This window comes from Limnohabitans sp. Rim8, from assembly GCF_945869175.1.
Classification (GTDB): Bacteria; Pseudomonadota; Gammaproteobacteria; order Burkholderiales; family Burkholderiaceae_C; genus Limnohabitans_A.
Genome location: NZ_CAMBNZ010000086.1, coordinates 1 through 11918, shown reverse-complemented (window position 1 = coordinate 11918; position 11918 = coordinate 1). Strand labels below are relative to the sequence as shown.

Genomic DNA, 11918 nt, shown 5'->3' with positions numbered 1-11918 from the left:
GCCTTGCTCGCAACCGGCACCGGCTTTCGCGCCATCAAAGTTGCGGCCGTCGACCAAGAGCTTCGCACCTTCGGCCACACCCGCGTCGATGTAGCCTTTGATGCGTTGACGCGCCGCGTCGGTCACGATGGGGCCCATTTCGGCGGCCAGGTTTTCACCGTTGAGCACTTGCAACGCTTGGGTGCGCTCGATCAGCTTGGGCAAAATTTTGTCGGCCACATCGCCCACCAGAACTGCGACCGAGATCGCCATGCAGCGCTCGCCGGCCGAGCCGTAGCCAGCGCCGATCAGCGCGTCCACGGTCTGGTCGATGTCGGCGTCGGGCATGACCACGAGGTGGTTTTTCGCGCCACCCAAGGCCTGAACACGTTTGCCGTGGTGGGCGCCGGTTTCATAGATGTAATTGGCAATCGGTGTGGAGCCCACAAAGCTGATGGCCTTCACATCGGGGTGCTCCAGCAGCGCGTCCACGGCTTCTTTGTCGCCTTGCACCACGTTGAACACCCCGTCAGGCAGACCGGCTTTTTTCAGCAGCTCGGCCATGAACAGCGATGGGCTGGGGTCTGTCGGGCTGGGTTTGAGGATGAAGGTGTTGCCTGCGGCAATGGCGACCGGGAACATCCACATGGGCACCATCACCGGAAAGTTAAATGGCGTGATGCCCGCGACCACACCCAGGGGCTGGCGCAGGGTCCAGTTGTCGATGCCAGTGGACACCTGGTCGGTGAAGTCGCCCTTGAGCAGCTGGGGGATGCCGGTGGCAAATTCCACGATGTCGATGCCGCGCGAGACCTCGCCCTGGGCGTCGGTGAACACCTTGCCGTGCTCGGCGGTGATCATGTGGGCCAGCTCGTCCTTGTGCAGGTTCAGCAGTTCGAGGAACTTGAACATCACGCGGGCCCGGCGCAGCGGTGGCGTGTCGGCCCAGGCGGGGAAGGCCGCTTGCGCAGCGGCCACGGCTTGGGCCACTTCGGCGCTGTTGGCCAAAGCCACTTGGCCGGTCACGGCGCCGGTGGCGGGGTTGGTCACGCGCTGGCTGCGGCCCGAAGTGCCTGCGGCGACTTGACCGGCCATGTAATGGCCGATGTTGGAAATGCTCATGTTGGACTTTCGTTGGGAATGTGGGAGTACGCGCCAGCGCGCGCAAATCGATGACAACCTAGTCAGTTTAGGCACCCCGGCTATGCCCCACAAGCCCTTGAAACTGAATTGATTGTTCAAAATAATGAACAATACATCCATGGAAGAGCAAAAAATCAACACCCTCTGGGCGCACTTGCACTGGCTGGGCGTGCTGGCCCAACAAGGCAGTTACACCGCCGCCGCCGCTCGGCTGGGTGTGAGCAAGGCCGCCATGAGCCAGCGCATCGCCGAGTTGGAACGTGCCGCTAAAGTCACCCTGGTGCAGCGCACCACCCGCAGCCTGCGTCTGACTGAAGCCGGACAAAAGTTGGTGGACGACACCCGTGCGTCCTTCGAGCAGATCGAGCAAAGCTTTGCCCAAGTGCGCGATCTGGCCGAACAGCCCAGTGGCTTGCTGCGTGTGACGGCTCCGGTGGCCTTTGCGCGCCAGCAACTGGTGCCGCTGTTCGCCGCTTTCTTGAAAGACTTTCCTGATGTGCGCATCGAGTTGGACCTGTCCGACCGCCTGAGCGCCTTGGCCACGGAAGGCTACGACTTGGCCATCCGCCATACCGCCCGCCCGCCCGATACCCATGTGGCTTGGGCGCTGTGCACCACCGAATCGGTGCTGTTGGCCACCCCCGCTTACCTCCGTCAATGGGGTGAACCGAAAAGCCCCTCAGCGCTGCAAGCCCACAACTGCCTGCATTACCCCCGTTCTCAAGACAGTCCCGCATGGACCTTCGAGCCACGAAAGCCTTTACAAGTGGGTGAGCGCATCACGGTGCCGGTGAGCGGCAATTTCGCCGCCAACAACAGTGAAGCGCTGCGCGAAGCCGCTTTGACCGGCGCTGGCATTGCCCTGATGCCCGACTTCAGCGCCCAAGCGGAATTGCGCAAAGGCCAGTTGGTGCGCGTGCTGCCTGCCTGGAAACCGGTGGGGGCATTTGCCGAAACCATCTACGCCATCCGCCCCTATGCCCCGCATGTGCCCCGGGCTGTGACGGCACTGGTGGCGTGTTTGCGTGAAGGGCTGGCAGGGGGGTTTTGCTGAGAGCTCAGTGTCCAGCCAGCACCGGAAACAGCTTGTGCAATCCGTCGGCCATCACTTCGACCGCAAGCGCCGCCAGGATCAAACCCATCAGGCGGGTCATGACGTTGATGCCGGTGCGGCCCAGCACCCGGGCAATGGGGCCGGCCAACGAAAAGCACAGCGCGGTGGCCAAGGCAATGACCACGCCGTAGCCGACCAGGGTGCCCAGTTGGGCGAAGTTCTTGGCTTTTTCGGCGTAAATCACCACCGTGGACATGGTGGCCGGGCCGGTGAGCAGCGGGATGGTCAGCGGCACCACGGCGATGCTGGCCCCCATGGCGGCTTTGGCTTCGGCGTCATGGACTTCTTCGGCGTTGGCCCGGGCTTCGGCCGGTTGGGCGTTGAGCATCGACAGTGCGGCCGTCAACAGCAACATGCCACCGCCCACCTGAAAGCTGGCCAGTGAGATGCCAAAAAATTCCAGGATTTGCAAACCGAGCAGGGCGCTGGCCGCAATCACCACGAAGGCTGAAAAGGCGGACACCCAAATCGTCTTTTTGCGCTGGGCTGGGCTGAAGCCTTGCGTGTAGTGGATGAAAAACGGCACGCAGGCCAGTGGGTTGACGATGGCCAGTAGGGTGATCAGCGGTTTGGTGTCCATCGCCCCATTGTGCCCTGCTGGCTCACGGGCTTGGCGCTGGCGTGCGCCTTCTGAACATGCCCCAGCCTTCCATGTGCAGCACTTTGTCGCCGTTCTGGTTGAACATTTCCCACAGGTTGCGCGTCATGCCGACATCCGGGCGCTTGCTCATGGGTTTGGTCTCGAGCATGGTGCTTTGCAGTCGCAGGGTATCGCCCGGGTACACGGGCTTGAGCCATTTGATGCCTTCCAGACCCGGCGAACCCAGACTGGAGGAGTCGTTCAAAAAGTTGGTCACCATCAGCCGCATGGCCATCGAGCAGGTGTGCCAACCGCTGGCCGACAGCGCCCCAAACACCGAGGCTTTGGCCGCTTCGTCGTTCAGATGGAATGGTTGCGGGTCAAACTGCTGGGCAAAGGTCAGGATCTCTTCGCGGGTGGGAGAGATGGTGCCCAAATCACGCACCTCGCCTACCGCAAAGTCTTCCCAGTAGTACTTGAACTCCGCCATCAGCGGCCCCCAGAGACGTCGATCAGGCTCATGGTGGTGTAGCTGGCGGCGTCCGACAGGAGCCAGACAATGCTTTGCGCCACCTCATCGGCCGTGCCGCCGCGCTGCATGGGCACCAGGTGCTGCAGGTCTTTCACGCGGTCGGGCAGGCCGCCGGATGCGTGGATTTCGGTGTCGATCAGGCCCGGGCGCACGGCGTTGACACGCACGCCTTCGGCGGCCACTTCTTTGGCCAGGCCCAAAGTGAAGGCGTCAATCGCCCCTTTGGCTGCGGCGTAATCCACATACTGGCCGGGTGAGCCCAGGCGGGAAGCGGCACTCGAGACGTTGACGATGCTGCCGCCTTCGCCGCCGTAGCGGGTGCTCATGCGGCGCAAGGCTTCGCGGGCGCAAATCAAGCTGCCCATCACGTTGATGTCGAACATGCGTTTGAGACGCTCGACACTCATGTCGGCCACGCGGGCATAGACGTCGACCACGCCCGCGTTGTTGACCAGACCCGTCAGGCGCCCCAGCTTGGCGTCGATGTGCTCGTACATGCGCAGCACCTGCGCTTCGTCGGCCACATCGGCTTGCACGGCGATGGCATGGCCGCCCGAGGCGCGGATTTGGCGCACCACCTCATCGGCGGCCAGCGAGTTGGCGGTGTAGTTCACCGCCACGGTCCAACCCTGAGTGGCCGCCAACAAGGCGGTGGCAGCACCAATGCCCCGGCTGCCGCCGGTCACCAACAAGACTTTGTTCATTCGCTCACTCCTGCAAGATGTTTGTAAAACGGATAAAACCGCACCATCACACAATAAACCAGCCAGGAGACCGCATGGGTCACACAGTGGACTATTACTTCGCCCCCCAAAGCCCATGGGCTTACTTGGGGCACCAACGCTTGGCCGAAATCGCTGCGCGCACAGGGTCGGCATTGCGGGTCATGCCCATCGACCTGGGTGGCAAGGTCTTTCCGATCTCGGGCGGGCTGCCATTGGGGCAGCGCGCGCCTCAGCGCCAGGCCTATCGCTTGGTCGAGTTGCAGCGCTTCAGCGAGCACCTGAAAGCGCCAATCAACCTCAAGCCCAAGTACTTTCCGGTGAGCGGTGACGATGCGGCCAGGCTCATCATCGCCGCCGATCTGGCGCAAGGGTCAGCGGCTGCCATGCAGGTGGCCGGTGCGGTGCTTGCGGCGTGCTGGGCGCAGGAGCGCAACATCGCCGATGAGAAAGTGCTGGCCGAGTTGCTGGCCGAGCGGGGTTTGCCTGCCGCTTTGCTGGAGCAGTCGCACAGCCAAGCCGTACAAGAGCGTTATGAAACTGACACGCAGGCAGCCATCGATGCCGGGGTGTTTGGTGCCCCCAGTTATGTGATCGATGGCGAGATTTTTTGGGGTCAAGACCGGCTGGACTTTGTCGAGCGGGCCTTGAGTTCTTGATGTGTTGAACCGAACCAAGGAATGAACATGGGAAAGATGATTGAACTGCAGGCGGTGGACGGCACCGTGGTGCCTGCTTACGAAGCGCAACCTGCGGGCGCGCCCAAGGGCGCGGTGGTGGTGATCCAGGAGATTTTTGGCGTCAACAGCCACATCCGCAACGTGTGCGATGGCTATGCGGCCCAGGGGTACTGGGCAGTGGCACCAGCGGCCTTTCACCGTGCCAAACCCGGCGTGGAGCTGGGTTACAGCGAGGCGGACATGGGCGAAGGTTTTGGTTACAAGACCGCGGTCGAGGCTCTGCCTGCGCCCGGGGTGATGCAGGACATTCAGGCCGCGATCGATCATGCGGCCAAGGCTTCGGGCGGCAAGGTCGGCATCGTCGGTTACTGCTGGGGCGGTTTGCTGACTTGGCGAGCGGCATGCACGCTCAAGGGTTTGAGCGCTGCTGCGCCTTATTACGGCGGGGGCGTGACCACCGAAGCCGAAATCGCCCGCCAAACCCAGGTGCCGGTGTTGGCGCACTTTGCCGAGGAAGACAAGTGGATCCCGATGGACACCGTGGAAGCCTTCAAAAAGTCGCATCCCGAGGTCGAGGTGCACACCTATGCGGCGCACCATGGCTTCAACTGCGACCAACGCGGTGCCTGGCATGCCCCATCGGCCCAATTGGCCCGTGAGCGCACGCTGGTGTTTTTCAAGCAGCACTTGGGCTGATGCTTGGTTTCAAGCGCCTGGCCTGAGGGGCGGTGTCAATCGCCCGTGTTGGCGATGTAGCGTTTGCGCCAGAACACCAGCCCCATCACGAGGGCGATGGTCACCATGCCGCCCATCGTCCACCAAAAACCGCTGGTCCGGTGCAGCCAGGGCATGAACTCGAAGTTCATGCCAAAAATGCCAGCGATCAGGTTCAGGGGCAAAAAGATGGCGGTCAAGGCCGTCAGGGTGCGCATGGTGTCGTTGGTGCGGTTGCTCTGCACGCTGAAGTGCATTTGTACGCTGGTTTCGGTGTTGTGCTCGAGACGCCGCACGTGTTGGACCACCCGGTCAATGTGCTCCAGCACGTCGCGGCTGCGGATTTTGAGCAACTCGTGTTCGTGCTCGGCGTCGCTTTCGGGGCTGATCCGCCAGTTGTTGAGCGACTCGGTCCAAGCTTGAATGGCGGTGCGCTGGTCGTCGCACAGGGCTTCGATCTGGTGCAAAGCCAGTCGGGCCTGCAACAGGGCGTCCCATCGGTTGAATCGGGTAAGGGGGCTGAGCAACTCGGCCTGCCAATGGTCAAGTTGGCGGCTGAGTTCACGGCGCAAATCGAGGTAACTGTCCACCATCTGGCTGACGATGCGCAGCATCATGTCGGCCGGGCTGCTGGGCACGCCTCGGGCGCCAGTGGAGCGCAGGTCCTTGTCGTCCAGGTCTTGCGTGCTGGCCAGCAGTCGGCTGGCATAGGCTTCCCGTACGGCGCAATTGGCCGGGTGAACGCTCAGCAGCACACGGTCAAACACGGCAAAGCCCACCGGGCTGGTGTCGATGCGGTGTAAAACGGGCGGGCCAGACCTTTTACCGCCTTGCAGTTTCAGGCCATTGCCAGGCTCTTGAGCGCTGCTGCCAGGCCGTTGCGCCAGCCTGCGAAAAACCATCAGGTCGTAATGCAAGCTGTAATCAAAGCGTGAAGGCAATTGGGCGTTCAGCAAGTCCGACACGTGCAGGTCGACCAAGGTATGGCCTGTCAGCGCTTGCAGTGTTTGCTGAATCAAGACCAATTCGTCTTGGAAGCGTTCACGAGAACAGGCGATCCAGACATAGCCCTGTTCAGGCAATTGCCGTGGTAAGGCCAGTCCGGCTTGGATCTGTTGCCCAGAAACCGTGAAGACCCGCACCGCCTCAGCCTTGGCGGATCAAGCGGGCCGCGTCGCGTGCAAAGTAAGTCAACACCCCGTCGGCCCCGGCACGTTTGAAGGCCAACAGGCTTTCCATCATCACCAGGTCGTGGTCCAGCCAGCCGTTTTGCGCAGCGGCCTTGAGCATGGCGTACTCGCCCGACACCTGGTAAGCGAAGGTGGGAACCTTGAACTCGTCTTTCACGCGGCGCACGATGTCCAAATAGGGCATGCCGGGCTTGACCATGACCATGTCGGCGCCTTCGGCCAGGTCCATGGCGACTTCGCGCAGGGCTTCGTCGCTGTTGCCGGGGTCCATCTGGTAAACCTTTTTGTTGCTCTTGCCCAAGTTCCCAGCCGAGCCGACCGCGTCCCGGAAGGGTCCATAAAAGGCGCTGGCGTACTTGGCGCTGTAGGCCATGATCCGGGTGTGGATCAGGCCGCGTGCTTCCAGCGCCTGGCGGATCGCGCCGATGCGCCCGTCCATCATGTCGCTGGGGGCGACCATGTCCACACCGGCTTCGGCCTGGGTCAGGGCTTGCTGCACCAGCACTTCGGTGGTTTCATCGTTCAAGATGTAGCCGGTGTCGTCGAGCAAGCCGTCCTGGCCGTGGCTGGTGAAAGGGTCCAGCGCCACATCGGTCATCACGCCCAATTCGGGGAAGCGTTTTTTGAGTTCGCGCACCACGCGCGGGACCAGCCCATCGGGGTTTTTGGCTTCGCTGCCTGTGGGGTCTTTGAGGCGGGTGTCGATGACTGGGAACAGCGCCATCACCGGGATGCCGAGTTTCACGCAGTCTTCGGCCACGGGCAGCAGCAGGTCCAGGCTCAGCCGCTCCACGCCGGGCATGGAACCCACTTGCTGGCGCTGGTTTTGGCCATCCAGCACAAACACGGGGTAGATCAGGTCATGTGGCGTGACCAGGTGTTCGCGCACCAGGTTGCGGGTGAAGTCATCGCGGCGCAGGCGCCGTGGGCGGTTGGCAGGGAAGGGAGCGGTGGGGTTCATGCCGAAAATTGTGCCTGAACTCCCTGGGATTGCCAAAGTTGCAACGGGGTGCGCAGTCGCTCAGGCGTCCTTTAGGCAGTCATCCTGCTGAAGTTGTGATTTAAATATCAAAAATATCTTTAAATTCAAATTCACACTTGTTATCAGTTTTGATATTTGATAAATTGGTTGTCGGGCAGCTTGCTGCCTCCCGCTTTACCTCCCTGAGCGGGGCCTGGATGCGGTAACGCCAACAGGCTTGCCACCCTCGGCCTTTGGCCGGGGGTTTTTTTTGGGGCTTGCCATTCCCCTGTGCTTGTTCAGCCATCTCTGACTACACTTGCACCATGCTCTGGATCAAAGCCCTTCACATCGTCTTCATCGCCAGCTGGTTCGCCGGCTTGTTTTATTTGCCGCGTATTTTTGTCAATTTGGCCATGGTGGAGCCAGAGTCTGTGGCCGAGCGAGAGCGCTTGCTGTTGATGGCCCGCAAGCTTTACCGGTTCATGACGCTGTTGGCGATTCCGGCCTTGGTGCTGGGTTTGTGGCTGTGGCTGTATTACGGCGTTGGGCTAGGCCCAGGGCAAGGTTGGATGCACGCCAAGCTGGTCATTGTCTTGGCACTGATCGGGTACCACCACGCCTGTGGTGGGATCTTGCGCAAATTCTCACAAGGCCAGATGCAACGCAGCCATGTTTGGTTCCGTTGGTTCAATGAAGCCCCGGTCTTGATGATGTTCGCGGCGGTGATTTTGGTGGTCGTCAAGCCGTTTTAAGGGTCGGCATGCGCACATCCCCTTTGCGCAAAACGGCCGCTTGGCCTTTGGTCTGGATCTACACGGTCTTGATCTTCTACGCCAGCCTCTATCCCTTTGACCAGTGGCGCGTACAAGGCATCGCTCCTTGGGCTTTTTTGACGGCACCTTTGCCGCGTTATTGGACGGGATTTGATGTCTTGTCCAATGTGCTGGGTTATGCCCCTTTCGGGTTTTTGCTGGCTTTGGCCTTGAACAGGACGCGGCCGCATTGGCCAGCCGTGGTGTTGAGCACCTTGGCGGCGTTGGCGCTGTCATTGACGCTGGAGTCTTTGCAAATGTTCTTACCTGTGCGTGTGCCGTCGAATGTGGATGCTGCATTGAATATTTTGGGGGCTTTGGCTGGTGCTGTTATGGCGCGAGCTTTGGAGTGGGTGGGCTTGTTGGACCGCTGGAGCCGTTTTCGTGACCGTTGGTTTGTGAGCGATGCCAGTGGGGCGCTGGCTTTGCTGGCGGTCTGGCCCTTGGCCCTGTTGTTTCCGGCACCTGTGACCTTTGGCCTGGGCCAGGTGTTCGAGCGCACAGAAACCGGCTTGGCCCATTGGCTGGAAGACACGCCTTGGCTGGAGTGGTTGCCATTGCGCGAAGTGGAACTGGAGCCTTTGCTGCCGATGAGCGAAATTTTGTGTGTGGCCATTGGCTTGATGCTGCCTTGTTTGCTGGCTTTTGGGGTGTTGCGCGAATGGCGCCAACGCATCGTGTTGGCGGCGGTGGCGGTGGTGGTGGCTTGCATGGCCAGTGCCTTGTCGGCGGCGCTCACCTATGGCCCCGCCCACGCATGGGGTTGGGTCAGCAGCGAAGTGAGGTCTGGCTTGTTGTTGGGGGTTTTGGGCGTGGCGGTGATGTCTTTTCGGTCCGCACGGGTGTGTTGGGTTTTGGCCTTGGCCGCCTTGGTGTGGCAGTTGAGCTTGCTCAACAACGCTTCGGCCGATGCGTACTTTGCATTGACCTTGCAGACCTGGGAACAAGGGCAATTCATCCGGTTTCATGGGTTGATCCAGTGGTTGGGCTGGTTGTGGCCTTATGCCTTGTTGCTGTATTTGGTTCAGAGACTGTCTTCACCGGGCAGGGCTTCAGAAAGTTGAGCGCAGGCCAGCCTAGAATTCAGGCATGACCACAGAAAACACCAGCCCCTATTTCAAGCGCCACATTTTCTTTTGCTTGAATGAACGCAAGAACGACGAAGCGTGTTGTGCACAACACGGTGCGCAAGCAGCGTTTGACCATTGCAAAAAACGCGTCAAAGACCTGGGCTTGGCCGGGCCGGGGCAAGTGCGGGTCAACAAGGCGGGTTGCCTGGACCGTTGTGCCGGGGGGCCTGTGGCCGTGGTCTATCCCGAAGGTGTTTGGTACAGCTATGTGGACGCCAGCGACATTGATGAGATCGTCGAGTCCCACTTGAAAAACGGCCAAGTGGTGGAGCGCTTGGTCACACCCGAGCATTTGGGGCGCTGATGAACGCCGCCACTCAATCGATGACTTTGCAAGGTCCGGTCGGGACCCTGGAGGCTTTGTGTGATGCCCCTGCAGACGCCGCAGTCAGAGGCACGGCCGTCATTGCGCACCCTCACCCGCTTTTTGGGGGCACCATGCGAAACAAGGTGGTGCAAACTTTGGCCAGAGCATTTGTGCAGTGCGGTTGGCGGGCTGTGCGTTTCAACTTTAGAGGGGTGGGCGCGAGTCTTGGCACTTACGACGAAGGCCGAGGCGAAGCCGCCGACATGCTGGCCGTGATCGAGCAAGTGGCCCCGGCAGGGCCTTTGGCATTGGCAGGGTTTTCATTTGGTGCCTTCGTGACGAGCCATGTCGTGCAGGCCTTGGCGCCTGTGCGCAGTCCGGAACAGTTGGTGCTGGTGGGCACGGCTGCCGCACGTTTTGATGTTGCATCTGTGGCGGCAGAGCTGCACGAGAGAACCTTGGTCTTGCATGGCGAGCAAGACGACACGGTCCCACTGGCCAGTGTGATGGATTGGGCCCGACCCCAATCCTTGCCCATCACGGTGATTCCCGGCGTTGAGCATTTCTTTCACGGACAATTGCCCTTGCTCAAAACTTTGGTGGCGCGCCACCTGCGCGCCTGATTTTCGGTACTGCCTTTCAGGGGCGGCACAAGACACCCCCAAACCCCATGCGCCTATTTTTGAAAATCCTTGCAGCGGCCTTTTGTATGGTGCTCACTTGGAATGCGCAGGCGCAAATGCCCCAAGCTCCAGATGTCGCCGCCAGGGCTTATTTGTTGATCGACGTCACCGCCAACCAGGTGTTGGCCGCCAAAGACCCAGACATGGCGGTGGAGCCCGCTTCTTTGACCAAGTTGATGACGGCCTATTTGGTGTTCGATGCCCTCAAATCCCGCAAAATTGACCTGAAGCAAACCTTGCCGGTGTCTGAGCGGGCTTGGAAAATGCCTGGCTCGCGCATGTTCATCGACCCCAAAATGCGGGTGCCAGTGGAGGATCTGATCAAAGGCATGATCGTGCAGTCGGGCAACGACGCCACGGTGGCGCTTGCCGAAGGGGTGGGCGGCAGTGTCGAGCGCTTTGTTCAAATGATGAACGATCAGACCCAGTTTTTGGGGATGAAAAACTCCAGATTCCGCAACCCGGATGGCTTGGCCGAGCCCGGACACACCACCACGGCACGCGATCTCGGTGTGTTGGCCATGCGCTTGATGCGCGACTTTCCGGAATATGTGCCTTTTTACGCGATCAAAAAGTACCGTTATGAAGGCTCGCCCGTCGCCAACGACAGCAACCGGAACTTGTTGCTGTTTCGCGACGCCACGGTCGACGGCTTGAAGGCCGGCCACACCAAAGCCGCTGGTTATTGTCTCGTGGCCACAGCCCAGCGAGATTTTCCAAATGTGGGTTCGCGCCGCCTGTTGTCGGTGGTGTTGGGGGCCGACAGTGAAAACGCCCGGGCCAACGAAAGCCAAAAATTACTCAATTGGGGTTACAGCGCGTTCGATGCGGTGAAACTGTTTGATGCAGGCCAGCCAGTGCTGAGTCCACCAGTCTGGAAAGGCAAGTCGCCTGTCGTGAAGTTGGGCTCTTTCCAGCCCTTGGTCGTGGCTGTGCCCTCCGGTTCGGCCGCCCAAATCAAAACCGAGGTGGCACGCCCGGAACCACTGGTCGCGCCCATCGCCAAAGGCCAAACTGTGGGCCGATTGAAAGTGCTGCGCGCAGACCAGTTGTTGTTTGAAGTGCCCTTGGTTGCTTTGGAGCCGGTAGAAGAAGCGGGTGTTTGGGGTCGCGCCTGGGATGCGCTTCGCCTGTGGATCAGGTGATTTGAGGCGGGCAAACCACCTTCATTTGTGGATAACTTGCCCTCGGCCCGTCAGGCGGTTATACTGGCGGGCTTTTCCGCTTTTGGGGCGGGGAAGTTTCTTTTGTCAAAATTCAACGTTTAGGGACGTTACAAACAATGCCAACCATCAATCAATTGGTGCGTCAGGGGCGCGAGGTCGAAACGATCAAGTCCAAAAGCCCTGCGATGCAAAACTCTCCACA

14 protein-coding genes and 1 pseudogene are annotated in these 11918 nt (G+C 60.5%); 9 read left to right on the top strand and 6 right to left on the bottom strand.

The window, feature by feature from the left end; all coding sequences use genetic code 11:
• Window positions 1-1101 (bottom strand): CoA-acylating methylmalonate-semialdehyde dehydrogenase (gene mmsA / locus Q0O19_RS11920; RefSeq protein WP_295523258.1); only part of this gene is annotated, 1101 nt, incomplete at its 3' end.
• A 139-nt stretch (window positions 1102-1240) separates the two neighbouring features.
• Between mmsA and Q0O19_RS11915 the strand changes: the two genes are divergently transcribed.
• Entirely contained in the window at window positions 1241-2176 is a 936-nt protein-coding gene (locus Q0O19_RS11915) for a LysR family transcriptional regulator (protein ID WP_295523262.1), read from the top strand.
• 4 nt (window positions 2177-2180) lie between these two features.
• Here Q0O19_RS11915 and Q0O19_RS11910 read toward each other — a convergent pair whose 3' ends face one another.
• From Q0O19_RS11910 to Q0O19_RS11900, 3 genes are read right to left on the bottom strand one after another with little or no spacing between them, the layout of a single operon-like run.
• On the bottom strand, window positions 2181-2816 hold the full coding sequence (locus Q0O19_RS11910) for a MarC family protein (RefSeq protein WP_295523256.1): 636 nt from the start codon (window positions 2814-2816) through the stop codon (window positions 2181-2183).
• 22 nt (window positions 2817-2838) lie between these two features.
• Entirely contained in the window at window positions 2839-3306 is a 468-nt protein-coding gene (locus Q0O19_RS11905; RefSeq protein ID WP_295523254.1) for a MaoC family dehydratase, read from the bottom strand.
• Window positions 3306-4052, bottom strand: a complete 747-nt coding sequence (locus tag Q0O19_RS11900; RefSeq protein ID WP_295523252.1) for an SDR family oxidoreductase — start codon at window positions 4050-4052, stop codon at window positions 3306-3308. Before Q0O19_RS11900 ends, Q0O19_RS11905 begins: the two co-directional genes overlap by 1 nt.
• A gap of 74 nt (window positions 4053-4126) precedes the next feature.
• On the opposite strand from Q0O19_RS11900, the gene Q0O19_RS11895 reads away from it, so the two are divergent.
• A complete protein-coding gene (locus Q0O19_RS11895; RefSeq protein WP_295523250.1) occupies window positions 4127-4729 on the top strand; it encodes a 2-hydroxychromene-2-carboxylate isomerase in 603 nt (200 codons plus the stop codon).
• A gap of 27 nt (window positions 4730-4756) precedes the next feature.
• Window positions 4757-5446 carry a dienelactone hydrolase family protein gene (locus tag Q0O19_RS11890; protein WP_295523249.1) on the top strand — a complete coding sequence of 230 codons (690 nt, stop codon included), beginning with the start codon at window positions 4757-4759 and terminating at the stop codon, window positions 5444-5446.
• 35 nt (window positions 5447-5481) lie between these two features.
• On the opposite strand, the gene Q0O19_RS11885 is transcribed toward Q0O19_RS11890, so the two are convergent.
• Window positions 5482-6606 carry a magnesium transporter CorA family protein gene (locus Q0O19_RS11885; protein WP_295523247.1) on the bottom strand — a complete coding sequence of 375 codons (1125 nt, stop codon included), beginning with the start codon at window positions 6604-6606 and terminating at the stop codon, window positions 5482-5484.
• 4 nt (window positions 6607-6610) lie between these two features.
• Window positions 6611-7615, bottom strand: a complete 1005-nt coding sequence (gene hemB, locus Q0O19_RS11880) for a porphobilinogen synthase (protein ID WP_295523245.1) — start codon at window positions 7613-7615, stop codon at window positions 6611-6613.
• A gap of 326 nt (window positions 7616-7941) precedes the next feature.
• On the opposite strand from hemB, the gene Q0O19_RS11875 reads away from it, so the two are divergent.
• The 6 genes and pseudogenes from Q0O19_RS11875 to rpsL form a co-directional block, all read left to right on the top strand.
• The gene (locus Q0O19_RS11875) at window positions 7942-8370 is read left to right on the top strand and encodes a CopD family protein (RefSeq protein ID WP_295523243.1); all 429 of its coding nucleotides are present in this window, start codon (window positions 7942-7944) and stop codon (window positions 8368-8370) included.
• An 8-nt stretch (window positions 8371-8378) separates the two neighbouring features.
• Entirely contained in the window at window positions 8379-9494 is a 1116-nt protein-coding gene (locus tag Q0O19_RS11870; protein ID WP_295523241.1) for a VanZ family protein, read from the top strand.
• Between the two features lie 25 nt (window positions 9495-9519).
• On the top strand, window positions 9520-9864 hold the full coding sequence (locus Q0O19_RS11865) for a (2Fe-2S) ferredoxin domain-containing protein (protein ID WP_295523239.1): 345 nt from the start codon (window positions 9520-9522) through the stop codon (window positions 9862-9864).
• The gene (locus tag Q0O19_RS11860; protein ID WP_295523237.1) at window positions 9864-10490 is read left to right on the top strand and encodes an alpha/beta hydrolase; all 627 of its coding nucleotides are present in this window, start codon (window positions 9864-9866) and stop codon (window positions 10488-10490) included. Before Q0O19_RS11865 ends, Q0O19_RS11860 begins: the two co-directional genes overlap by 1 nt.
• Before the next feature lie 86 nt (window positions 10491-10576).
• Window positions 10577-11695, top strand: a complete 1119-nt coding sequence (locus Q0O19_RS11855) for a D-alanyl-D-alanine carboxypeptidase family protein (RefSeq protein WP_295523260.1) — start codon at window positions 10577-10579, stop codon at window positions 11693-11695.
• Window positions 11696-11832: 137 nt separating this feature from the next.
• Window positions 11833-11918 (top strand): annotated as a pseudogene (gene rpsL, locus Q0O19_RS11850) (30S ribosomal protein S12); the annotation flags it as partial.

Bases quoted from the DNA above. Each gene is read 5' to 3' on its own strand.
- Q0O19_RS11915 (WP_295523262.1), top strand. From the start codon at position 1,241: ATGGAAGAGCAAAAAATCAACACCCTCTGGGCGCACTTGCACTGGCTG.
- Q0O19_RS11875 (WP_295523243.1), top strand. From the start codon at position 7,942: ATGCTCTGGATCAAAGCCCTTCACATCGTCTTCATCGCCAGCTGGTTC.
- Q0O19_RS11855 (WP_295523260.1), top strand. From the start codon at position 10,577: ATGGTGCTCACTTGGAATGCGCAGGCGCAAATGCCCCAAGCTCCAGAT.
- Q0O19_RS11900 (WP_295523252.1), bottom strand. From the start codon at position 4,052: ATGAACAAAGTCTTGTTGGTGACCGGCGGCAGCCGGGGCATTGGTGCT.
- Q0O19_RS11865 (WP_295523239.1), top strand. From the start codon at position 9,520: ATGACCACAGAAAACACCAGCCCCTATTTCAAGCGCCACATTTTCTTT.
- Q0O19_RS11905 (WP_295523254.1), bottom strand. From the start codon at position 3,306: ATGGCGGAGTTCAAGTACTACTGGGAAGACTTTGCGGTAGGCGAGGTG.
- hemB (WP_295523245.1), bottom strand. From the start codon at position 7,615: ATGAACCCCACCGCTCCCTTCCCTGCCAACCGCCCACGGCGCCTGCGC.
- Q0O19_RS11890 (WP_295523249.1), top strand. From the start codon at position 4,757: ATGGGAAAGATGATTGAACTGCAGGCGGTGGACGGCACCGTGGTGCCT.
- Q0O19_RS11860 (WP_295523237.1), top strand. From the start codon at position 9,864: ATGAACGCCGCCACTCAATCGATGACTTTGCAAGGTCCGGTCGGGACC.
- Q0O19_RS11910 (WP_295523256.1), bottom strand. From the start codon at position 2,816: ATGGACACCAAACCGCTGATCACCCTACTGGCCATCGTCAACCCACTG.
- Q0O19_RS11895 (WP_295523250.1), top strand. From the start codon at position 4,127: ATGGGTCACACAGTGGACTATTACTTCGCCCCCCAAAGCCCATGGGCT.
- Q0O19_RS11870 (WP_295523241.1), top strand. From the start codon at position 8,379: ATGCGCACATCCCCTTTGCGCAAAACGGCCGCTTGGCCTTTGGTCTGG.